Origin of the sequence: Cupriavidus pauculus, assembly GCF_008801835.1 — a bacterium.
GTDB classification, from domain to species: Bacteria; Pseudomonadota; Gammaproteobacteria; order Burkholderiales; family Burkholderiaceae; genus Cupriavidus; species Cupriavidus pauculus.
In genome coordinates this window covers 30,865-51,255 of the sequence record NZ_VZOW01000021.1, presented here as the reverse complement: position 1 = coordinate 51,255, position 20,391 = coordinate 30,865, and the positions used below count along the sequence as shown (strand labels likewise).

At 66.2% G+C, this 20,391-nt stretch carries 19 protein-coding genes; 11 read left to right on the top strand and 8 right to left on the bottom strand.

The window, feature by feature from the left end:
* The first annotated feature begins 67 nt into the window (after positions 1 to 67).
* The 6 genes from mnmE to F7R19_RS19900 all read left to right on the top strand — a co-directional run bounded on the left by mnmE (position 68) and on the right by F7R19_RS19900 (position 4,691).
* Positions 68 to 1,495, top strand: coding sequence for a tRNA uridine-5-carboxymethylaminomethyl(34) synthesis GTPase MnmE (mnmE, locus tag F7R19_RS19925; RefSeq protein ID WP_150981742.1), 1,428 nt, complete (start codon positions 68 to 70; stop codon positions 1,493 to 1,495).
* Between the two features lie 37 nt (positions 1,496 to 1,532).
* The gene (locus tag F7R19_RS19920; protein ID WP_150981741.1) at positions 1,533 to 1,961 is read left to right on the top strand and encodes a hypothetical protein; all 429 of its coding nucleotides are present in this window, start codon (positions 1,533 to 1,535) and stop codon (positions 1,959 to 1,961) included.
* A 79-nt stretch (positions 1,962 to 2,040) separates the two neighbouring features.
* The gene (locus tag F7R19_RS19915; RefSeq protein ID WP_223505900.1) at positions 2,041 to 2,547 is read left to right on the top strand and encodes a hypothetical protein; all 507 of its coding nucleotides are present in this window, start codon (positions 2,041 to 2,043) and stop codon (positions 2,545 to 2,547) included.
* Positions 2,548 to 2,648: 101 nt separating this feature from the next.
* Complete coding sequence (locus F7R19_RS19910; RefSeq protein WP_061957474.1) at positions 2,649 to 3,245, top strand: TetR/AcrR family transcriptional regulator; 597 nt, start codon at positions 2,649 to 2,651, stop codon at positions 3,243 to 3,245.
* Positions 3,246 to 3,309: 64 nt separating this feature from the next.
* On the top strand, positions 3,310 to 3,873 hold the full coding sequence (locus F7R19_RS19905; RefSeq protein ID WP_061957456.1) for an OB-fold putative lipoprotein: 564 nt from the start codon (positions 3,310 to 3,312) through the stop codon (positions 3,871 to 3,873).
* A 206-nt stretch (positions 3,874 to 4,079) separates the two neighbouring features.
* A complete protein-coding gene (locus tag F7R19_RS19900) occupies positions 4,080 to 4,691 on the top strand; it encodes an Sbal_3080 family lipoprotein (protein WP_061957455.1) in 612 nt (203 codons plus the stop codon).
* A gap of 27 nt (positions 4,692 to 4,718) precedes the next feature.
* Here F7R19_RS19900 and F7R19_RS19895 read toward each other — a convergent pair whose 3' ends face one another.
* The 4 genes from F7R19_RS19895 to F7R19_RS19880 form a co-directional block, all read right to left on the bottom strand.
* Positions 4,719 to 6,725 carry a methyl-accepting chemotaxis protein gene (locus F7R19_RS19895; RefSeq protein ID WP_223505898.1) on the bottom strand — a complete coding sequence of 669 codons (2,007 nt, stop codon included), beginning with the start codon at positions 6,723 to 6,725 and terminating at the stop codon, positions 4,719 to 4,721.
* 246 nt (positions 6,726 to 6,971) lie between these two features.
* Positions 6,972 to 7,946, bottom strand: coding sequence for a M14 family metallopeptidase (locus F7R19_RS19890; RefSeq protein WP_061957453.1), 975 nt, complete (start codon positions 7,944 to 7,946; stop codon positions 6,972 to 6,974).
* Positions 7,947 to 7,962: 16 nt separating this feature from the next.
* Positions 7,963 to 8,946 (bottom strand): Bug family tripartite tricarboxylate transporter substrate binding protein, encoded by a 984-nt coding sequence (locus F7R19_RS19885; protein ID WP_150981739.1) that lies wholly within the window; start codon positions 8,944 to 8,946, stop codon positions 7,963 to 7,965.
* A 242-nt stretch (positions 8,947 to 9,188) separates the two neighbouring features.
* Positions 9,189 to 10,139 carry a LysR family transcriptional regulator gene (locus F7R19_RS19880; protein ID WP_150981765.1) on the bottom strand — a complete coding sequence of 317 codons (951 nt, stop codon included), beginning with the start codon at positions 10,137 to 10,139 and terminating at the stop codon, positions 9,189 to 9,191.
* 61 nt (positions 10,140 to 10,200) lie between these two features.
* Between F7R19_RS19880 and F7R19_RS19875 the strand changes: the two genes are divergently transcribed.
* Positions 10,201 to 11,031: a MerR family transcriptional regulator gene (locus tag F7R19_RS19875; protein WP_061957450.1), complete on the top strand. Its 831-nt coding sequence runs from the start codon at positions 10,201 to 10,203 to the stop codon at positions 11,029 to 11,031.
* A gap of 62 nt (positions 11,032 to 11,093) precedes the next feature.
* Here the strand turns inward: F7R19_RS19875 and F7R19_RS19870 are convergent, their stop codons facing one another.
* The 4 genes from F7R19_RS19870 to F7R19_RS19855 form a co-directional block, all read right to left on the bottom strand.
* Positions 11,094 to 11,966, bottom strand: a complete 873-nt coding sequence (locus F7R19_RS19870) for a metal-dependent hydrolase (protein WP_061957449.1) — start codon at positions 11,964 to 11,966, stop codon at positions 11,094 to 11,096.
* Complete coding sequence (locus F7R19_RS19865) at positions 11,963 to 12,964, bottom strand: alpha/beta fold hydrolase (protein ID WP_061957448.1); 1,002 nt, start codon at positions 12,962 to 12,964, stop codon at positions 11,963 to 11,965. The genes F7R19_RS19870 and F7R19_RS19865 overlap by 4 nt, the downstream gene beginning before the upstream one ends.
* Complete coding sequence (locus F7R19_RS19860) at positions 12,961 to 13,854, bottom strand: SDR family NAD(P)-dependent oxidoreductase (RefSeq protein WP_150981738.1); 894 nt, start codon at positions 13,852 to 13,854, stop codon at positions 12,961 to 12,963. Before F7R19_RS19860 ends, F7R19_RS19865 begins: the two co-directional genes overlap by 4 nt.
* Positions 13,855 to 13,947: 93 nt before the next feature.
* The gene (locus F7R19_RS19855) at positions 13,948 to 15,522 is read right to left on the bottom strand and encodes a flavin-containing monooxygenase (RefSeq protein ID WP_150981737.1); all 1,575 of its coding nucleotides are present in this window, start codon (positions 15,520 to 15,522) and stop codon (positions 13,948 to 13,950) included.
* A gap of 367 nt (positions 15,523 to 15,889) precedes the next feature.
* Here F7R19_RS19855 and F7R19_RS19850 point away from each other — a divergent pair, with 367 nt between their 5' ends.
* From F7R19_RS19850 to F7R19_RS19835, 4 genes are all read left to right on the top strand, one after another.
* Positions 15,890 to 16,483 (top strand): hypothetical protein, encoded by a 594-nt coding sequence (locus tag F7R19_RS19850; RefSeq protein ID WP_150981736.1) that lies wholly within the window; start codon positions 15,890 to 15,892, stop codon positions 16,481 to 16,483.
* 10 nt (positions 16,484 to 16,493) lie between these two features.
* The gene (locus F7R19_RS19845; RefSeq protein ID WP_150981735.1) at positions 16,494 to 18,089 is read left to right on the top strand and encodes a GMC family oxidoreductase; all 1,596 of its coding nucleotides are present in this window, start codon (positions 16,494 to 16,496) and stop codon (positions 18,087 to 18,089) included.
* Positions 18,090 to 18,291: 202 nt separating this feature from the next.
* Positions 18,292 to 19,233 (top strand): TetR/AcrR family transcriptional regulator, encoded by a 942-nt coding sequence (locus F7R19_RS19840; RefSeq protein WP_061957443.1) that lies wholly within the window; start codon positions 18,292 to 18,294, stop codon positions 19,231 to 19,233.
* Positions 19,234 to 19,442: 209 nt separating this feature from the next.
* Entirely contained in the window at positions 19,443 to 20,339 is an 897-nt protein-coding gene (locus F7R19_RS19835; RefSeq protein WP_150981734.1) for a DUF1571 domain-containing protein, read from the top strand.
* Positions 20,340 to 20,391: the final 52 nt, after the last annotated feature.

The following is a 20,391-nucleotide window of genomic DNA, read 5'->3' as shown; positions in this document are numbered from 1 at the left end:
TGAGCCGCCGCAATCGGGCTGCCGCCCCGCCCTTTCCCTTCCAGAGCGATCTGCGACAATACCGCCCATGACAGCAACCCAGCTTCCCATTGCCGCCATTGCCACCGCGCCGGGCCGCGGCGGCATCGGCGTCGTGCGCGTATCCGGACCGGACGTCAGCGCCATCATGCATGCCGTATGCGGGCGCGCGCTGCAACCGCGCCACGCCACCTATCTGCCGTTTCTCGACGCCCACGCCAAGGTCATCGATCATGGCCTGGCGCTGTATTTCCCCGCGCCCCACTCCTACACCGGCGAAGAGGTTCTGGAGCTGCAGGGCCATGGCGGGCCAGTGGTCATGCAGATGCTGCTGTCGCGTTGTCTCGAAGCCGGCAAGGATATCGGCCTGCGCGTGGCCGAACCGGGCGAATTCACGCGCCGCGCGTTTCTCAACGACAAGCTCGATCTGGCGCAGGCCGAAGCCGTCGCCGACCTGATCGAAGCCAGCACGGAAGCCGCGGCGCGCTCGGCAGCGCGTTCGATGGAAGGCGCATTCTCGGCCGCGATCCACGCGCTGGTGGAAAAGGTGATTCACCTGCGCATGCTGGTCGAAGCCACGCTCGATTTTCCCGAGGAAGAAATCGACTTCCTCGAAGCGTCGAACGCGCGCGGCCAGCTCGCCAGCATTCGCGAGGATCTGGCCGGCGTTCTCAAGCAGGCGCGCCAGGGATCGCTGCTGCGCGAAGGATTGTCGGTGGTGCTGGCGGGCCAGCCCAACGTCGGCAAGTCGTCGCTCTTGAACGCGCTGGCCGGCGCGGAACTGGCCATCGTCACACCAATAGCCGGCACCACGCGCGATCGCGTGCGCGAAACGATCCAGATCGATGGCATCCCGCTTCATATCATCGACACCGCTGGCTTGCGCGACGATGCCGCCGACGAAGTCGAACGCATCGGCATCGAACGCACCTGGGAGGCGATTCGTCGCGCCGACATCGTGCTGCATCTGGTCAACGCCGCCGAGTATGTGGAACATGGCATCTCGGAAATCGACGACCATATCGACGATCGCCTGAGCGGCCAACTGCCGCCGGGTTCGCCCATCGTGCGCGTGGTCAACAAGATCGACCTTGCACCCGCCAGCGGCGCGATGGGCTTCGGCGCCAACCGGCCGCACGTGGTAGCGGCCAACGGCCCCAATCCCACCGAAATCTGGATCTCCGCGCGCACCGGCGCGGGCATCGACCTGATGCGTCGCGAACTATTGCGGCTGATTGGCTGGCAATCCGGCAACGAGGGCACGTTCCTGGCGCGCGAGCGGCATCTCACCGCGCTGCGCAACGCGCAATCGCATCTGGACTGCGCCGTGGAACGCGCCGCGCAAAACGCCCAGGCGCTGGATCTATTCGCCGAGGAACTGCGGCTGGCACAGGATCACCTGAACAGCATCACCGGCGAGTTCACCAGCGATGATCTGCTGGGAACGATTTTCACGCGGTTCTGCATCGGCAAGTAATCGGATGTAAAGCGTCTGCAAGGGACGCGAGGACCGGATGCCGGTTAAGGTTTATCAATTGCTGGCCGTCGTTGGCTCGGGCCATTGCGGCCGAAGGGGGAAGGTGACGACTCGACTGCGGCGGCGAGCGATTCGGTTTATAGACGGTGTCGCCATTCTCCTTGCGCTGGTGGCCATTGCGCGCAGTGTCTATGTCTTGGTCACGCCGCTAACGCTGGAAACACGAACAGTCGGCCCCGTGCTGGCCGTCGCGGCGATCGTTTACGTCACCGCAGTGGTTCTATCAATTCTGGGCCTTGGGGCTGTGTTGATGCTGTGTACGGTGTTCCAGCGTCGCGCAATTCGAATGCGCGCGCTGGGGCCCTACATGAGTGGCATGCTGCTGTTTGCGGCGCTGTCCGTAGCGACCGAAGTGTGGATTGACCACCACCACGCCGCGGTAGCAGCTCCAGCTACCGAACCATAGAAAGCACCTTTCGCCGGGAATAACCAATGTCTCTACACATCAACGACTTGCAGCAACGCGCGTGCGCCTGCATCGGCAAGTGAGACGACCGCAACCACGCCGCGATCCTGGCAGGCCGCTCACTAGCGGCGAGCGCGATCTCGCGCGGCAGATCTTTGGCGATGCGATCGACTACGACGCCGTGCGCATTCACCATTGCAACTTCGTGTTCTGGCAGGGCGCGAACTACATCGTCGCGCCGAACGGTCACCTTTACCTGGGCCGCAAGCTGCGCCACCTGAACGACTTCAGCGCGGCGGGCGTGCGTATCGCGGCGCTGTTCATCCACGAGATGACGCATGTGTGGCAGCACCAGCGCGGCGTCAACGTCATGGCGCGCGGCGCGTGCGAACAAGTGCTGCATTGGCTTGGCCTCAACCAATATCGCTATCGCCTCGAGACGGGCAAGCCGCTTGCCGCCTACAAGCTCGAACAACAGGGCGACATCCTGCGCGACTACTTTCTGGCGCAGCGCGGACAGGCGTCGCCGTACCGGGTCGACCAGTTTCTTGCCGCGCTCGGCGGCACCGAGTCCCACATCGTCTGATACTTGCGTGTTGCCGCAAGCGTCCCCACTTACGCCCGGGTTACGTTGACTTGGCGCGCATTGTGGCGGACCATCGGCCACATATCGAACCGGAGTCCATCATGCCGCGTGTATCGAAAGCGGAAGCGGAGAAAAACCGCGCAGCCATCGAACAGGTCTCCTCACGACTATTTCGCGAGCAAGGTTTCCATGGCGTCAGCGTGGCCGATCTAATGGGCGCGGCGGGGCTGACGCATGGCGGTTTCTATGGCCATTTCGAATCGAAGGATGCGCTCGCGGCGATTGCCTGCGCGCGCGCATTCGAGGAATCGGAAGCGCGCTGGCGCAAGCGAGTGGACGATGCGCCGGATCGCGCCGCGGCGTTGACCGCGCTGGTCGACGGCTACCTGTCCGCGCGCAATCGCAATGGTCCGGGCTCCGGCTGCCCCGTGGCGGCGCTCGCCAACGACGTGGCGCGCGAGCCCGAAGGCAAACCGGTGCGCGCCGTGTTTCATGAAGGACTGGAAAACCTGCTGGAGATTTTGGCAAGCGTCCAGCCCGGCGACGACGATACGCAGCGACGCAGCACGGCCATCGCGCAGATGGCGACACTGGCCGGCGCGCTGGTGCTGGCGCGCGCCACGCAGGGCACGCCACTATCCAACGAAGTGCTTGCGGCCACCAAGGCGCATCTGCTGGCCGACATCGACGCCGCGTAGGCGCGCTACACTGGCGGACTTCGAAGCTTCCGCATATTGGCCGCGCGCGCGGTCCGCCCCACAGATGTTGAGCCGCCTCCAGCAAACCCTTATCGCCATCGTTGCCGTCGTCGTACTTGGATTGTTGTGGTTCGTCGGCAATGACCGGAACGACGCGGCGCAAACCGAACTCCCGGCCGCCGCGGGCGACGCGCCCGCCAGCGTGCCGCGCGGCATCCCGCGCAACGGCACGCTCGACCCGATCAGCATCGATCCCGATCGCCCCGCCAATCCCCTGCCGCAATACCAGGCCGAGAATCTTTTCGACGACTATCGCGACAACAGCGGTGCGGCCGACGACCGCTATCGCGGCAAGTATTTCATCGTGGAAGGCGTGGCCAGCGGCGTGCGCCGCGATGGCGATCGCGTGTTCCTGGAAATCCGCGCCAACAATCCCGGCGACGTGGTCCGCGCCGAGCTGCTTCCTCGCCAGATTTGCGGTCCGGCCGGGCGCACCTGCGAAGTGGAAGCACGCGCCACGATGGTCCGGCGCGGCCAGAAAGTCGCGGTCGAGTGCACGGGCGCGGGACGGGACGACAGCGGCACGCCGCTGCTGGCCGACTGCCTGGTGCGCGGCGGCGCCAACTGAAGCGTGTCGGGATTGCGCCGCCCGCAACCGGCGCGAAGCACGCATCGATCCGGATATACGGCAACTGTCCCACGCTTTTCGACGCTTTGCGCCGCGGCCTGCCCGCCTACATTACAGGGGCATGCTGCCGCCACTGCGCCGCTGAACCGCGATTCGCGCGGGCCCGGAACGCCGGCGGTGTCGCCGACGCGTTTCCAGGACCGAAGATGAAGAGAGCAACGATTGCCGCCGCGCTGGCCTTGATGGCCGCGGGCTGTTCCACCTACCAGAGCGTCGCACCCGTGGACCGTGCCGACCAGCCCGATCCAATCGCCGGCTTCCAGCCCGGCGCCTACGGCGGCCCGGCCCAGTTCCGCGTGGACGGCAATCGCGTGGTGGGCGCCGACGGCGCGCTGTTCTGCGTGATCACCAACCAGGTGAACGGCAACGCATTCGTGGAAGACTTCGCCAGTGCGCTGCGCGCGCGCAACTTCGAAGTCAAAATGCTGCCGCCCTATTCTTCCGTGGCGGCATGTCCGATGACGGCACTGTACGTGGCGCAGCGCCAGACCTACATCACGCCGTTCCTGGTGTCGGCCGACATCACCGTGTTCCGCAACGGCGAGCGCGTCGGCAAAGCCGTGTTCAACGCTAACCGCAGCGCGGGTGGCATCAACCTGAGCCACCTGATCCAGCCGGGCGCGAAGATCGAGGAACTGGTCGATCGGCTGTTCCCGGGCCTCAAGCCGCAACCGACCCAACCGGGACAACCGGCGCAAGCCGCGCCGGCGCCGGCCGCCACGCCCCAGGCCGCACCGGCCGCAGCCCCGGCAGCCTGACGCCGCACTGCCGCCGTCTCCGCGCGTTCAGGCCAGCCGGAACACTTCCACGGCCTGACGCAACTCCTGCGCCTGATGGTGCAGGCTGTCGGCGGCGGCGGCCGCCTCTTCCACCAGCGCCGCGTTCTGCTGCGTCACGGTGTCCATTTCGGCCACGGCGCCGCTCACCTGCGCCAGCCCCTGCGACTGCTCGCGCGATGCCACGCTGATATCGCCCATCAATGCGGCGATGCCTTCCACGCGCCGCACCATGTCGTCGATCGCATTGCCCGCCTGCTGCACGGCCGCGTTGCCACTTTCCAGATCCGTGACGGTGCGCTCGATCAATTGCTTGATCTCGGCCGCCGCATTTGCGCTGCGCTGCGCCAGGCTGCGCACCTCGCCGGCCACCACCGCGAAACCGCGCCCGTGCTCGCCGGCGCGCGCCGCTTCCACTGCGGCATTGAGCGCGAGGATATTGGTCTGGAAAGCGATGCCGTCGATCAGGCCAATAATGTCCACCACCTGCTGTGCATTGCGATGGATGTCGGCCATGGTGGCCACCACGCCACTGACCGTGTCGCCGCTGGTGCGCGCGGCTTCGGCGGCGCTGGTAACGGCCTGGTTGGCATCGTGCGCATTGTCGGCGTTCTGCTTGACCGTGGCGGACAGCTCTTCGATGCTTGCCACCGTGCGCTCGAGGCTGCCGGCCTGCGCTGCGGTGCGCGCCGACAGGTCGGCGTTGCCGCTGGCGATCTGGCTGGTACTGCCGGCGATCGCGGCAACGCTGCCGCGCACCTTGTCGACAATGCCGCTCAGACCCTGCCCCACGCCGTCGATGGCGCGCATCAGCTGGCCGATTTCGTCATGACGCGCGCTGTCCAGTCGAGCGCTGAGATCGCCCGACGCCAGACGTCCCGCCGCATCGGCGGCGTTGGCGAGCGGCACGCTCACCATCCTGCGCAGCAGCCACCAGAACGCCGCCGACACCGCCAGTGCGGCCAGCAACCCGCCGGCTAAAAAGCGGTTGCGGCTGGCGGCCAGTTCGTCGCGTAGCGACGCCATCGGCACGCTGCCCGCGATCAGCCATTGCCATTCGGGATAGGTGACAAAGGCGGTCAGGCGCTCGGCCGGCGCGCCGTTGCCGAGCGCCACGGTGTTCACGCGTACGCCCTCTTTTGCGGCGATCATCTCGCGCACCCACGCGTTGCCGTCGCTATCCTTGGCATCGAGCTGCACCGTGCCTTCCGACCCGGACCGGTCGACCATCACCCTGCCCTGGTCCGGCCCCGGCCTGGCGTCGATCACCAGGAACTGGCCCGTGCCGCCGATGGCCTTGCGACGGATGCGGTTCTTCACCGCGGCCAGTTCGGCTTCCACGTTCACGCCCACAAACAGCGCGCCGACGATCCTGCCGGCGCTGTCGCGCACGGGCTCGTACTTGCTCATGTACGGTTTGCCGAACAGCCACGCCAGCGAGCGGTACGACTTGCCCGAGGACACCGCCGCATACGCCGCACCGGTGCGGTCCAGCAGCGTGCCGACCGCGCGCTGGCCGTCCTGCTTCTTCAGCGATGTCGTCACGCGGATAAAGTCATCGCCGGTGCGCGCGAACACGGTGGCCACGACCCCGCCGGTGTGGGCGAAAAACTTGTCGGGCACGTCGAAGCTGTTATTCAGCACCTGATCGCCGCTGCGAAACGCCGGCGTCGGCTTGCCGGCCACTTCGATCGATTGCGACGGATCGACCGCGTAGGGTCCGGGCAGCACCGCGGCGAGGCTCAGCATAAAGCGGTCGGCTTCCTGCAGCATCGTGTCGTCGAGCTGCGCCACGAGTTCGCGCAGGGTGTGGCTTTCGGTCGCGATGGCGTCGCGCGCCTGGGATTCCAGCTGGTTCATGCTGCTGGCAGACAGCGCCAGCGAAAACGCGCCGAAGGCGACGACCTGCACGGCCAGCACGACCAGCGCAATGCGCGTGCCGATGCTCCAGCCGCCGGCGCGCACGCGGCCCGCCGACGTCTGCGCAGGCAGGGTAAGGGAAGAGGTAGAAGACAAGGGGCGCTCCGTGAATAACGCCGTGCGCCGTCATGGCGCACGGGCGACGTCTGCTCTGACGGCAGATCGTCACAACGGAGTTATCGGATGTCCGAACAGCCGCCTTGAGTTCAAGGAATGCTTACTCTAGATCGCGTCCCCATACATCACGGCATGATGGAAAAAATCGCGCCGGACGCGGCTTCTTGCGGGAGCCGCTTGCCGGCGCGTCGCACCAGATCGGAGACACCGACACTGCAACTGGTTTCAGACCTCGAGCCGCCCCAGCCGAACGACCGTCACGCCAGGCCGCAGCTGGCGCAGCGACGGCATCACCAGCACGCAATGCGGATACGGCGTGACCACCGCCTGGCCATCGCGCCAGCCGATCACGGTGCCGGCATCGTCGAAGGTTTCCAGCCCCGTGTAAGGGCCGGCGAAGCGGAAGTCCATGCTGCTGGCCACCACCGGCTCGGTCACGCGGATCACGCGCTGCGCGGCCGGCAGCGGGCGCAGCCAGCCCGCCGGCAGATCGGCTTCGGCGACGATGCCGGCATTGAGCAGGAAGCGCGCGGCGCTGTCGCGCGCCACGTCCACCGCAATCGTCTCCCAGTGCTGGCCGCATTCGATCAGCAACGCATTGCGCGCGCTGGCCGGGTCGCCAAAATCGGCGTAGTCGCGCATGCGACGGCCCTCGGGATGGCCTTCGTCGACGATGATGTCGGCCGGCGCACCCAATGCACGCGCCAGCGCGATGCCCTTGTCCAGCGGGCCGGACACGATCAGCGCGCGGCTTTTCTCGTGCATCGAATGCAGGTCGAGCAACAGGTCGACGGTGTCGATCACCGGTCGCATGGCGCGGGCGCGGCGCAATTCCGAGGAATCGCGCGACATGTCGTCGAGCACACTCGCGGTCCAGACGCGATTGAAATCCTGATCGACGAAGCGCGACGCATCAGGCCGGGCCGCGTCGAACGTAGCGTAGGCGTCGACATTGGCAAACGACAGCGTCAGCCGGCCGCTGCGCGGACGCAGGCCGTGATCGAGCAGGCCGGCCACGGCAATCGCGCCACACACCTCGTTGCCGTGCGTCAGCGCGTTGATCATCACGTGCGGGCCGGGCAGGCCGCTGTCGAAGGTGTGGATGTACGGCACGCCCGTGTTGCCATCGGCATAGGGGCGGATATCGGGAAACTCGACTTCGACCGGATAAGCGTCAAAGTCAGGTGCACTTTGCGTCATAAATTCTTCCTTGCGGTTACTCGCGGATGTCGGCGGCCTGGACGATGGCGCGGTACTTGGCCGTCTCGCGCTTGACGAAGCTGGCGAACTGGGCCGGATTGGCCGGTGCCACCTCGACGCCGGCCTCGGCCAGCTTCTTGCGCACGTCCGGCATGGCCAGCACGGCCTGCATCTCGGTATTCAGGCGATCGATAATGGGACGCGGCGTGGACGTAGGCGCCATCAATCCGAACCATACTCCCATGTCCACGCCCTTGAGCGCGGGCGTCTCGGCCAGTGCCGGAACGTTGGGCGCCACGCCCGCGCGCTTGGCCTCGGTCACGCCATAGGCGCGCACGCGGCCGGCCTGGATATGCGGCAGGGCGGACGACAGCACCATCACCGCGAGGTCGATCTGGCCGCCCAGCAGGTCCGTGGCCATGGCCGAGGCGCCCTTGTACGGCACATGGGTGATGTTGACCTTGCCCTGTTGCTTGATCAGCTCGCCGGCCAGGTTCAGCGGCGTCCCCACGCCCGACGATGCGTACGACAGCGTGCCGGGCTTGGCCTTGGCCAGCGCCATCAGTTCGCCAGCGTCCTTGGCCGGCAGTTGCAGCTTGCCCACCAGCACCATCGGCTGGGTGCCGACGAAGGTGATCGGCGCGAGGTCCTTTTCGCCGTCGTAGCGCACGGCGGGATTGGTCAGGCGCGCAATCGATACTTCGCTGCCCGAGCCCATCAGCAGCGTGTATCCGTCGGCCTCGGCCTTGACCACTTTCTGCGCGCCAATCGTGCCGCCCGCGCCGCCAAGGTTTTCGATCACCACGCTCTGGCCGAGGCGCTTGCCGAGTTCCGGCGCCACGGTGCGAGCCACCAGATCGACGCTGCCACCGGCGGTGTAGCCAACCACCAGCGTGATCGGCTTGGTCGGGTAAGCGGGCGCAGCGGCCAAGGCCTGCGTGGCGGCAAAGGCGCAGCAAGAGAGGGAAACGGAAGCGGCAACGCGTAGCAGGGACTTCATGATTTCTCCGGATCGTGGCTTTGAATGTTTTCCGGCGATGGTAGAGAGCATGCACCGGCGCGGCATGCCGCTTTGGCAACGCCGGTTGCCGTTTCGGCAATGACCGGCATGGTGCATCGCCAGCTGCGCCACGCGTGCCGTGCACACGTGCGGTGCGCGGCGATTGCGGAGGAGGGCGCCGCGAGGTTGTGACGCTGTATCTGGCGCCGGCGAACACGCGCCGCAGCGACGGCGCTATGCCGCTACGCCGCGGCCGCGCGCCAGAACGCTTCGGCCAGCGGACGCATCGGCGCGCGCGGGCGGTACAGACGAATGTCGAGCGCCAGATCGGCCGAATCCGCGCCGTGCAGATCGGCGCGCACCAATCGCCCCGTGTGCAAGTCGTCGGCGATCAATCGTGCAGGCAGCCACGCCAGGCCCATTCTCTGCCGCACCATCTCGTGCACGGATTCGGCAAAGTCGCTCACCGCGATCACGTCGAGCCAGCCGGCCAGTTGGCGGCGTGCAATTTCCTGATTGACCATGCGGCCCATCGTCAGCGTTTCCGCGTACGCGATCATCGGCACGGGCGCGCTTCGCACGCCGGCCTTCGATTTCGCGGTAGTGGGCTGGTGCAGCCGGAATTCCGGGCCGCCGCGCGCCGTGGCGGCGGACACGCAAACCAGCCGTTCCACACCTACCGGATGAAACTGGTAGCGCGCATCGTCCAGCATCACGGGCAGATCGTGCGGGCTGTAGCAGAGCAGGAAATCGGCGTCGCCTTCGGTGAACATTTCCAGCGCATCGTGCGTGGCGTGCGTCGACAGTCGCGTGCGGAACCCCGCGCCCGCGGGGTCGTCGCGCAGCGCGTCGCGCAGTCCCGCCAGCCACGCTGGCACCATCGAGCGCGCGAGCGTCTTGCCGGTGGCGATGGTGATCGTGCTGGCATCGGCGCGATGCGCCGCGCGCAGCGACAGGCGCGCTTCGTCCAGCGTGCGCAACGCCGCCTGCGCGGCTTCCAGGAACTGTCGGCCCTCGATAGTCAGGCGCACCGGGAATACGCTGCGGTCGATCAGCGGCGCGCCGGCCCACACCTCCAGCGCCTGCATGCGGCGCCCGAACGCGGGCGGCGTGACGTTGCGCAGCTCGGCGGCACGCGCCAGGCTTCCGGCCTGTGCCAGGCAGACGAAATCTTCGAGCCAACGGATGTGCATGGGGAGGGCGGGGGAGTGGTGGGCCATTGTAACGTTGCCCGACTCGGTTAGAATTTTCGCCATGGTTTCCCCAAAGCGCGGCGCTCAGCCAACTCCATCCGCTCCGTCCGACACCGATGCTGACGCGTCGGGCCGCGCAGCGTTTCCCGAATACACGATCGACGAACTGGCGCGCGCTGCGGGCACCACGGTGCGCAATATCCGCTCGTACCAGGATCGCGGCCTGATCGATCCGCCGGAGCGGCGCGGACGCGTCGGCATCTACACGCAGACCCATCTGGGGCGCCTGCGGCTGATCCACCATCTGCTGGCGCGCGGCTATACGCTGGCCAACATCATGGAGCTGCTCAAGGCGATCGTGGAAGGGCACGATCTGCGGTCGATCCTGGGGTTGGAAACCGCGATCAGCAGCCCGTGGAACAGCGAGGCGCCGCGCCACTATTCCTACCTGGCGCTGGCCCGCCTGTTCGGGCGCGCGATTTCACGGCCGGCACTGGCTAAGGCGATTTCACTGGGACTGCTGGAGCCGGACGGCTTCGGCTATCTGGCGCGCAGCCCGCGCGCGCTGCAGGCGGGTGCAGAAATGGCGCGTGCCGGATTTGCGCTGGAAGATGTGCTCGACATCATCGATCACGCGCGCGGCCATTTCCAGGCCGTGTCGGACCGCATCGTCGGCATGGTGGTGCGCGAACTCGACCGTTTTGGCGAAGGACAATTGCCGCCGCCCGCCGAAGTGCCGCGCATCGTCGATGTGCTGTGGCGCATCCGTCCGCTGGCGCTGGTCGCGCTCGAAACGGAAATGATGCGTGCGCTCGAGATCTCGGCAAACAAGTATCTCGGCGACCGCGTCGCGGCGATCCTCGAGCATCTGCACGACACGCCGCGGCCCTGACAAAACCCCTCTCCCGCGCACGGGAGAGGGAAACACCTCAGCAATCAAAACGACACCGCGCCTCAGGCCGCGTTGCGGATCGACGGCGCGCGCGTGCTGGCGCCGGCGCGTATCGCCGTGTCCTCGATCTCGGCGATCAGCGGCATGATGCGCTGCAGTTCCGCGCGGTTGTCCTCGTCCCATGGATGAAAGCCCGGCCGGAAGTAGTCGAACCATTCCGGAATCATCTTGCGCAGCACGCCCGGCGATCCCCACAGGAACTTGATCACGCTGCCAAAGCCGAGCAGCTTGTTGCGGCACGTCTTGTCCGCCATCACCAGCCGGACGTGGAACACGAATACCATCGCCCAGAACGTCAGCGTGGTGGTCAGCATCGTGAACGTGCGCAGGAAATAGCGATACGGGCCCGGTTTCATCACGACGTTCCAGACGTCGTAGGCCACCGCCTTGTGCTCGGTTTCCTCCAGCGCGTGCCAGGTCCAGACCTGCCGGTAGCCGGGCTCCGATTCGCCCATGTGGCGCGGGTCCGAAAGCATGCCGCCAGCCAGCATCGCGGTGTAGTGTTCGAGCGCGATGGTATGCGCCAGCTGCCACGACTTCGGCAGGATCTTGCGCAGCAGATTGAGCAGCCGCGCCACCACGTTGTCGAGCTTTGTCGCCGGCAGTCCCGCGTCGTCGAGCAGCCGGTTGTAGAGGATATGCTCGCGCGTGTGCATCGCCTCCTGGCCGATAAAGCCGGCCACCGCCTGCTTCAGTTCTGGATCGGTCACGCGGTCGCGATAGTTGCGCACGCTGTCCATGAAGAAGCGTTCGCCGGCAGGAAAGAAAATCGACAGCGCATTGATGAAGTGGGTGACATGCTGCCCGCGTTCGTGCCAGTCGCAAATGCGTTCCGGCGGAAGGTGTGGGTGCACGTCACGGCGGACAGGCATCATGATGTGAACTCCTGGTTCGAAGAGTGGTGCGCCGTGTCGGCGCGTTCAAGGAAACGCAGCAGGTCGGCCGCCACGCGCTGCGGGTCTTCTTCCATTGGGACATGGCCAAGACCCGCATAGCGGTGCAGCGTCACGTCGGGGATACGTGCCGCAAACTCCGCTGCGTGCGCGGGCGGGATCCAGCGGTCGCGCTCGCCCCACAACACCAGCGTGGGTTGACGCACGGCGCGCAGGCGCCCGGTGTCGAGCGCGTCGAAATCGAGCTTCGGCACCATGCGGCCCACCGCTTCGCGGCTGCCCGCTGCGTAAAAGAAATCGACATAGCGCCGGAACGTAGCCTCGGGCACGCGCGCGGCATCACCGTATACGTCGCGCGTGGCGGCGCGGATGATCCATTCCGGCAACAGCCACGGCGCGGACCAGCGCACCGCCGCGTGACGGAACAGGTCGATGTAGATCGGCAGCTTCATCGGAAATCCCGCCGCATCGATCAGCACGAGCCGGTTGACGGCCGTCGGCCGGCGCGCGGCAAGATCCCACGCGATCAGTCCACCCAGCGAGTTGCCGACGAGCGTCGCGCGCGCAATGTTCACCGCCGCGAGGAACGCGTCGATAAAGGCGCGGTAGGCGTCGATGTCCATCGTCACGATGCGACCGTGCGAATCGCGCAACGGCCCGGTCAGGCCAAACGGCGCGAGATCGAGACGGATCACGCGGTAGTGCTGGCGCAGCGCCGGCATCACGCCTTCCCACGTATGCAGCGACGCGCCGAAACCATGGATCAGCACCAGCGGCTCGCCCTCTGGCACGCCTTCCTCGGTGTAGTGCACCAGCGCGCCCATCACCTGCACCCAGCGCGATGCGGGCAGCGCGTAGCGGCGCGCCAGCGTGTCGCGCGACAGGCTGAACAGCCCGACGCGCCCCTGGCCGAACCAGCGCGTGAACGGGCCGGGCGGCGCCTGCAACGCCGCCTCGCGCGGCAACGCGGCGCGCGTCATGCGCGTTCTCCACTGCCTGCCGGCGCGCCCGCGGCGTCCGGCATCAACTGCTTGCGCTTGCGCCGCGTCTCGCGCACCACCAGCGACTGGTACGCGGCCGGCAGCAAGCGCGCCATCGCGTCGGCCGCATAGGCGTCCGGCCCGATCAACACGCGACGCTTGTTGGCGCGCACGCCGGCCAGGATCACGCGCGCCGCCTTGTCCGCCGTCGTGATGAAAAACTTTTCGAATTCCTCGCGGCCCTGCTGCGCGTCGCGCACCAGCAGACCATTCACGCTTGGCGACACGCGGCTGGCGCGCGCGATGTTGGTCTTGATGCCGCCGGGATGCACGGTGGTGGCCGACACCCCGCAGTCCATCAGGTCCAGTTCCTGGCGCAACGATTCGGTAAAGCCGCGCACCGCATACTTGCTGGCGTTATAGGCGCCCATGCCGGGCTGCGCGAACAGGCCAAACACGCTCGACGTGTTGACAATATGGCCTTCGCCGCTGGCCTTCAGATGCGGCAGGAACGCCTTGGTGCCATGCACCACGCCCCAGAAATTGATGCCGATGATCCATTCGAGATCGTCGTAGGCCATGCCTTCCACGGTGCTGGAAAGCGCCACGCCAGCGTTGTTGAAGATCATGTTGACGCGGCCGTGCGCGCGCACCACCGATTCGGCCCACGCATGCACGGCGGCGCGATCGGCCACGTCGACGCGGTCGGTGGTCACCTTAACATCGGGCGCGGCGCGCTGCACATCGACCAGCGTCTGCGCCAGTCCGGCTTCATTGCAGTCCGACAGCGCCACGTGGCAACCCGCTTGCGCGAGCTGTACCGCCAGGCACCGGCCCATGCCCGAGCCCGCGCCGGTGATCGCGGCGACCTTGTTGCGGAAATCCTTCATGCATGTCTCCTGTCGATGGTTCTGCTGTTCTGCTGTTCTGCTTTTCTGACGATGCGGCGTGCCGGCGCCGATGTGGGACGCCGGCGCGCGCTTTCAGGCGCGCACGGCGGCCGTGGATGGGTTCGGTTGGGCAAGCGGCTCGACGCTGGTGTGGCGCACTGGCCAGCGTTCGTAATCGGCCATGCGAAAGCGCTGTGTCGCGCGGCGGAACTGCCATGTGAATCCGGGCCAGAGCGTAGTGTTCTTGTTGCTGCGCGGATCGATGTACCAGCTGGCGCAGCCGCCCGCCGCCCAGATCGCATGGCCGAGCTTCTGCTGGATGCCGCGATTGAACGACGCCTGCACGGGCGGCCGCACGTCGACTGCCTGCACGCGTTCGCGCCGCATCTGGCGCAGGGCGTCGAGCACGTATGTCACTTGCGACTCGATCATGAACACCATCGAGCTGTGTCCGAGCCCGGTGTTCGGTCCAACGATCAGGAACAGGTTCGGAAAACCGGCCACCGTGGTGCCCAGGTACGCCTCGGCGCCATCGCGCCACGCATCGAGCAGATCGCGCCCGTCGCGTCCGACGATCACGCCACGCGGCAACGGATCGGTCGCGTGAAAACCGGTGCCGAAGATGATCGCGTCGGCTGGCCGCCGCGTGCCGTCGCGCATCACCACGGCGTCGGCTTCGATATGGTCGATGCCCGTCGTCACCACATCGACATTGCTGCGCGACAGCGCCGGATAATAGTCATTGGAGATCAGCACGCGCTTGCAGCCGATGGTGTAGTCCGGCGTCAGCGTCTGGCGCAGCTGCGGGTCCGCCACCTGCTTCTTCAGATGACGACGCGCCACGCGCTCCACGGCCTTCATCAGCTTCGGATGAATGACAAAGCCGAGCACGCGCGATTCCAGCATCCAGTACAGGCCGGTGCGCATCAGCGTCTGCGTGAACGGCAGGTGCCGGAACAACCAGCGCTCGGCGCGGCTCACCACGCGGTCGGGCTTGGGCATGATCCACGGCGGCGTGCGCTGGTAGAGGTCGAGTTGCGCCACCTGCGGTGCGATCTGCGGCACGAACTGGATCGCGCTGGCGCCGGTGCCGATGACCGCCACGCGCTTGCCCTGCAGCGGATAGTCGTGACGCCACTGCTGCGAATGAAACGTGGTGCCGGCAAACGATGCGAGGCCGGGGATATCGGGAATCGACGGACGGCTCAGGCCGCCCATGCCCGAAATCAGCACGCGCGCCCGCACGCGCCGCCCGTCGGCCATCTCCAGCCGCCAGACCGCCGCCGCGCCATCCCACTGCGCATGCCGCAGTTCGTGGCCAAAGCGCAGGTGATCGCGCAAGTCGAAGCGATCGGTGCAGTGCTCCAGATAGCGGCGGATTTCCGGCTGCGTGGAAAACATGCGCGACCAGTCGGGATTTGGCGCGAACGAAAACGAATAGAGATGCGATTGCACGTCGCACGCACAGCCGGGGTAGTGGTTGTCACGCCAGGTACCGCCCACCGAATCGGCCTTCTCGAAAATCAGGAAGTCATCGACGCCCGATTGCTTGAGGCGGATACCCATGCCGAGCCCGGCAAAGCCGCTGCCGATGATGGCGATATCGCATACCACCTCGGACGATGGCGCTTGGGACAGGTGGCTTGGCAGATCCACGGGTGCATTCATTGGGGCGCATTCCAGTGGGGCGCATTGACGTCGTCGTAGCGGCAGAAGCGGCGGCGTGACATCAATGACACCATTGATTGTGACATTGTTCGATGTCATCCTAGGCACCGATGTCCGGCCGGTCAATCCGCTGGTTTGAAGAATTGCTCTATTTCCGAGGGTTTTCCAGCGACTGAGGCATCACATGAAACGGCGCGCACGACAACAAAGCGGCACGGACCAAGGCGGTCGGTCGTGCGTTTGAAACCCATGCGACAAAGAAAAAAATCTTCGGCCGCTTCGGCAGAATCGCAACGCTGTCATGGCAGTGCGTACCCAACGCTGCGCGGCACGCCATCGCATAGAAGAAAAGACACACGGAGACAACATGCCCACACCATTGCGCCGCGCGCCGCATGCGCCGCCGTCCCATCCGTCGCGCCGCCAGTTTCTGAAGGTCGGCGCAGGGTTTTCCGCAGCCTTCGCGTGCAGCGCGCTGCTGCCCGGACTGACCGGCTGTTCGACCTCGGAAACGCCGCCGCATCCCGGCATGGCCTTCCTGCGTCCCGCGGACGTGGCGCTGTTTCGCGCGCTGCTACCGGCCATCGCCAGCGATCTGCAGCACGTCGAAGCGAAGGTGCGCGATGCGCGCATTGCCGCCGCGCTCAAAAACATCGACGGCACGCTGGCGGCGATGGGACAAAACGGCCAGCACGAACTGCGCAAGCTGCTGGACCTGCTGTCGAGCACGCCATTGCGCTGGGCGATCGCCGGCGTGCGCTCGCCGTGGGACCAGGCGACGCCCGAGCAGGTGCGCGCGTTCCTGGCGCGCTGGCGTGCCAGCCGCCTCGCCACACTCAACGCGGGCGGCGTGGTGCTGGTCAAGCTGACCAGCGTGGCCTATTTCGTGATGCCCGACACCTGGCAAGCGAGCGGCTATCCCGGCCCCAATCCCGCGGTATATCGCGCCCTCCACAGCTGAGCACCCGACCATGGCCATCAACGATATCTATAGCGCCGGCATCGCGTCCGGCTGGAAGGTTCTGGACGCTGCCACCTTCACCGCGCCGCGCACATTCGACGCCGACGTCGTGATCGTCGGCACCGGCGCGGGCGGCGGCATTGCGGCCGAACGGCTCAGCGAGGCCGGACTCAAGGTGCTGATGGTGGAAGAGGGCGGTCTGCACACCTCAGACAGCTTCCGCGACATGGACGAGGCGCGCGCCTATCGCGAGCTGTATCAGGAGGCGGCGGCGCGCGCCACGTCGGACGGCGCCATCGCCATCCTGCAGGGCCGCTCGGTCGGCGGCAGCACGACCGTGAACTGGTCGTCGAGCTTTCGCACGCCGCCGCAAACGCTGGCGCACTGGGCCGCCGAGCACGCGGTGAACGGCCATGGCGAAGCCGACATGGCGCCGTGGTTCGAAAAGATCGAAGCGCGACTCAACATGGCGCCGTGGGCAATGGATGCGAATCCCAACAACGCGGTGCTGCGCGCGGGCTGCGAGAAGCTCGGTTGGGAATGGCATGTAATTCCGCGCAACGTCAAAGGCTGCTGGAATTCGGGATATTGCGGCTTCGGGTGTCCCGTCAACGCCAAGCAGTCGATGCTGGTATCGACCATTCCCACCGCGCTCGCGCACGGCGCCACGCTGGTGCATCGGCTGCGCGCGCGCGCGATCGACCACGACGGCAAGACGGTGCGCGGCCTGACCGCCGATGCCATCGGCCACGACGGCTACACGCCCACCGGCATCGCCGTGACCATCCGCGCCAAGTACGTGATCGCGGCCGGCGGGGCGATCAATACGCCGGCGCTGCTGCTGCGGTCGCGCGTGCCCGATCCGCACGAACAGACCGGACGCCGGACATTTATTCATCCGGTGAATTTAAGCATTGCGGAAATGCCAAATAAAATCGATCCGTACTATGGCGCCCCGCAATCGGTGGCATCGGATCATTTCCAATGGCGCGATGGCGCCACCGGCCGCATGGGCTTCAAGCTCGAGGTGCCGCCGATGTTTCCGGGCATCAGCGCCGGGGTGTTCAATGCAATTGGCGACGACCTGCAGCGGGAGATGGCGGCGCTGCCGCATACCAACGCGATGCTGGCGCTGCTGCGCGACGGCTTCGTGGCGGAAAGTCCTGGCGGGCGCGTGCGCGTGGCCGACGATGGCAGTCCCGTGCTCGACTACGACCTCGGCGACTACGTCTGGGATGGCGTGCGGCGCGCGTATCTGAGCATGGCCGAAGCGCAGTTCGCGGCGGGCGCGCTGCGCGTGCGTCCGGCCCACCTCGATGCGACGTACTACAAAAGCTGGGCGCAGGCGCGCAAAGCCATCGACGAACTGCCTTTGAAAAAATTTCGCGCGCTGCTGTTCACGGCGCACCTGATGGGCGGCTGCGCGATGAGCGACGACCCAAAACGGGGCGTGGTCAACAGCGCCGGCCAGCATCATCAACTGTCGAATCTTTTTGTATTCGATGGATCGGTGTTTCCTACCAGCATCGGTGCCAACCCCCAATTGTCAGTGTTCGCTTTGACGGCGCAGAATGCTGACTCGTTTGCCCGGACCATCACCGCGTGATGCGTGTATCGACATGCAGAATTGTGGCTTGCAATTTAGAGCAAGTCCTCGAAAAATGGTCTTGTGAAACGGACGGAGTCGTAGATAGGCTCCCTACAACCGTTTCAAGCATCCGTATGCCGATAGAGCTCGGAGCCAAGGCGGTCGTGGATGAAATTTTTTTGCAGGGGTCCACAGCGGTATTTGAGCGAGAGACGCCCCCATGAAGACCGGGAAAACCACGGCAGGAGATACCAAGGCTCGCATCCTGGATGCGACCGAGAAGTTGTTCATCGAGGTAGGCTACGAAGCGACATCGCTCAGGCAGGTGACTTCCCGCGCGATCGTCAATCTGGCCGCCGTCAATTATCACTTCCGCAGCAAAGAAATCATGATGCAGTCGGTGCTTGGGCGCCGGCTGGATCCGCTCAATGTCCGCAGGCTGGCCTTGCTCGATGCATGCGAGGCGCGCTGGCCGGGTAACGAGATCCGCTGCGAACACGTGATGGGCGCACTGTTCGTGCCCGCGCTGCAGATGGCGCGCGAGCCCGAAGTCGGTGGGCCGTCGTTCCTGCGCCTGCTCGGGCGCGTGTATTCCGATACGTCCCCGTTCATCCAGTCCTGGCTGATGGGGCACTACGCGCCCGTCTTCGGCCGCTTCTTCGAAGCGTTTGCGCGCGCGTTGCCCGACGTGCCGCGCCAGGAGCTGGGCTGGCGCCTGCATTTCGCGCTCAAGGCGCTGGCCGGCGTGCTGGCTGGCGACGAACTCGGCAACCTGATGCCGGCGTTCACGCAAGGCAAGCGGATGAGCGATGCGCAGATCCTGGCGCAGCTGACATCGATGGTGGTGGCCGCCCTCAAGGCGCCATCGCCCGCGATGCAGGAACTGGGCGCGCTGCAGGAGGTGTTCGAAATCGGCGAGACCCAACACGCCGACGAACAGGCCCAGCTCGCCGCGATGGCCGCTACGGTGGAGAGTGAAGCCCAGCAGGCCGCCGCAGCCACGGCCGCCGCGATGGGCCGCGCCCGACGCAGTGCGCGCGCCGTCCGCAACGAGGGCGCGACGCGCTCGGCCACCGCCAGCATGGCGGTGCGCCGCGAGCACTGCGCGACCTTCCCCAGCAATCCGCTCGACGACTGGATGCGCACCCGCCCCCGGACCTAGCCGCACGCCGCGGCGGTCTCCACCAGGACCGCCGCGCATGCAGCAGCGAGCCGCGACGGCACCCGTCGCTTTCGATTCCGACAACCTGATTCGCCACGCAACACGCGAGGCGTGACCCCGCTGCGCGCCACGGTTCCGGTGCGCGTGTCACCCGCCGTCACCGGACAGGCGGGAGGGCTGCGTCTTGCCAAAAATAATGGAGACACGCAATGAAGCAGCTGTTTGTGATCGCCGCGTTTGGCGGTGTGCTCGGATGTCTGGCGGCGCCGACTGGCGCGCTGTTCGAAGCCCACGCGCAAGGCGCACCCGCCGCCCAGAGCGCGCGCGCACCCACCCCGTACGATGGCTTGCCGACTTCGCAGCAGACCGCGCTGTTCGGCAAGCAGATTGCCAACGGAGAACTCGCGGCGATGTCCGACGCGCAGGTGATCGCGGTGTTCGAGGCACTGCAGCCCGAGGCGCTGCTGACGTGGGCGCGGCAGGAAATCAACCGCTATCCCGAATACGAATACTGGATGACGCGCCAGGAACGGCTCAACGGCCAATGGCAAGACAAGCCCGCGCGCATGATGATCCGCTACCGTCATCTGCCGCGGCAGCTCTATGCGAAGTGGCTGCCCAACGGCGCGCAGTCGGGCCAGGAAATCATCTACGACGAAACCAAGCGCAAGGATGAGATGTACGGCCACCTCGGCGGCATCATGGGCTTCACGTCGATCTGGACCGCAATCGACGGTACGCTGGCCAAATCGCAATCGAACCACACGGTGCGCGACCTCGGCTTCCAGTTTGTGTTGTCGATGCTCGAGCGCGATGCCAGGACGCTGCGCGCCGCGGGGCTTTCCGAAAAATACAGCCGCGTGGAGATCGTGCAGGAGCACGGCGCGCGCATGGTGGCGCTGACATGGGACCTGCCCGAAGGCGCGCCGAAGTATTACGCCAAGAAAGTGCAACTGATGTTCGATCTCAAGCATCCGTGGCCGCGCGCGGAAACCGCGTGGGACGCCGACGGCAATATGGTCGAGAAGATCATGTTTGAAAAGGCCGTGAAAAAGACCTTCGACGCATCCGCGTTCGATCCCGGCAACAGCGAATACAAGTTCTGACGCTTCCGCGCTGCGCATGGCGACCGCAATGCATCCGCCATGCGCGCACCGC

What these genes read in the sequence shown, in the direction of transcription:
- mnmE (WP_150981742.1), top strand. Translation starts at nt 68, where the DNA reads ATGACAGCAACCCAGCTTCCCATTGCCGCCATTGCCACCGCGCCGGGC.
- F7R19_RS19920 (WP_150981741.1), top strand. Translation starts at nt 1,533, where the DNA reads ATGCCGGTTAAGGTTTATCAATTGCTGGCCGTCGTTGGCTCGGGCCAT.
- F7R19_RS19910 (WP_061957474.1), top strand. Translation starts at nt 2,649, where the DNA reads ATGCCGCGTGTATCGAAAGCGGAAGCGGAGAAAAACCGCGCAGCCATC.
- F7R19_RS19905 (WP_061957456.1), top strand. Translation starts at nt 3,310, where the DNA reads ATGTTGAGCCGCCTCCAGCAAACCCTTATCGCCATCGTTGCCGTCGTC.
- F7R19_RS19900 (WP_061957455.1), top strand. Translation starts at nt 4,080, where the DNA reads ATGAAGAGAGCAACGATTGCCGCCGCGCTGGCCTTGATGGCCGCGGGC.
- F7R19_RS19890 (WP_061957453.1), bottom strand. Translation starts at nt 7,946, where the DNA reads ATGACGCAAAGTGCACCTGACTTTGACGCTTATCCGGTCGAAGTCGAG.
- F7R19_RS19885 (WP_150981739.1), bottom strand. Translation starts at nt 8,946, where the DNA reads ATGAAGTCCCTGCTACGCGTTGCCGCTTCCGTTTCCCTCTCTTGCTGC.
- F7R19_RS19880 (WP_150981765.1), bottom strand. Translation starts at nt 10,139, where the DNA reads ATGCACATCCGTTGGCTCGAAGATTTCGTCTGCCTGGCACAGGCCGGA.
- F7R19_RS19875 (WP_061957450.1), top strand. Translation starts at nt 10,201, where the DNA reads ATGGTTTCCCCAAAGCGCGGCGCTCAGCCAACTCCATCCGCTCCGTCC.
- F7R19_RS19870 (WP_061957449.1), bottom strand. Translation starts at nt 11,966, where the DNA reads ATGATGCCTGTCCGCCGTGACGTGCACCCACACCTTCCGCCGGAACGC.
- F7R19_RS19865 (WP_061957448.1), bottom strand. Translation starts at nt 12,964, where the DNA reads ATGACGCGCGCCGCGTTGCCGCGCGAGGCGGCGTTGCAGGCGCCGCCC.
- F7R19_RS19860 (WP_150981738.1), bottom strand. Translation starts at nt 13,854, where the DNA reads ATGAAGGATTTCCGCAACAAGGTCGCCGCGATCACCGGCGCGGGCTCG.
- F7R19_RS19855 (WP_150981737.1), bottom strand. Translation starts at nt 15,522, where the DNA reads ATGAATGCACCCGTGGATCTGCCAAGCCACCTGTCCCAAGCGCCATCG.
- F7R19_RS19850 (WP_150981736.1), top strand. Translation starts at nt 15,890, where the DNA reads ATGCCCACACCATTGCGCCGCGCGCCGCATGCGCCGCCGTCCCATCCG.
- F7R19_RS19845 (WP_150981735.1), top strand. Translation starts at nt 16,494, where the DNA reads ATGGCCATCAACGATATCTATAGCGCCGGCATCGCGTCCGGCTGGAAG.
- F7R19_RS19840 (WP_061957443.1), top strand. Translation starts at nt 18,292, where the DNA reads ATGAAGACCGGGAAAACCACGGCAGGAGATACCAAGGCTCGCATCCTG.
- F7R19_RS19835 (WP_150981734.1), top strand. Translation starts at nt 19,443, where the DNA reads ATGAAGCAGCTGTTTGTGATCGCCGCGTTTGGCGGTGTGCTCGGATGT.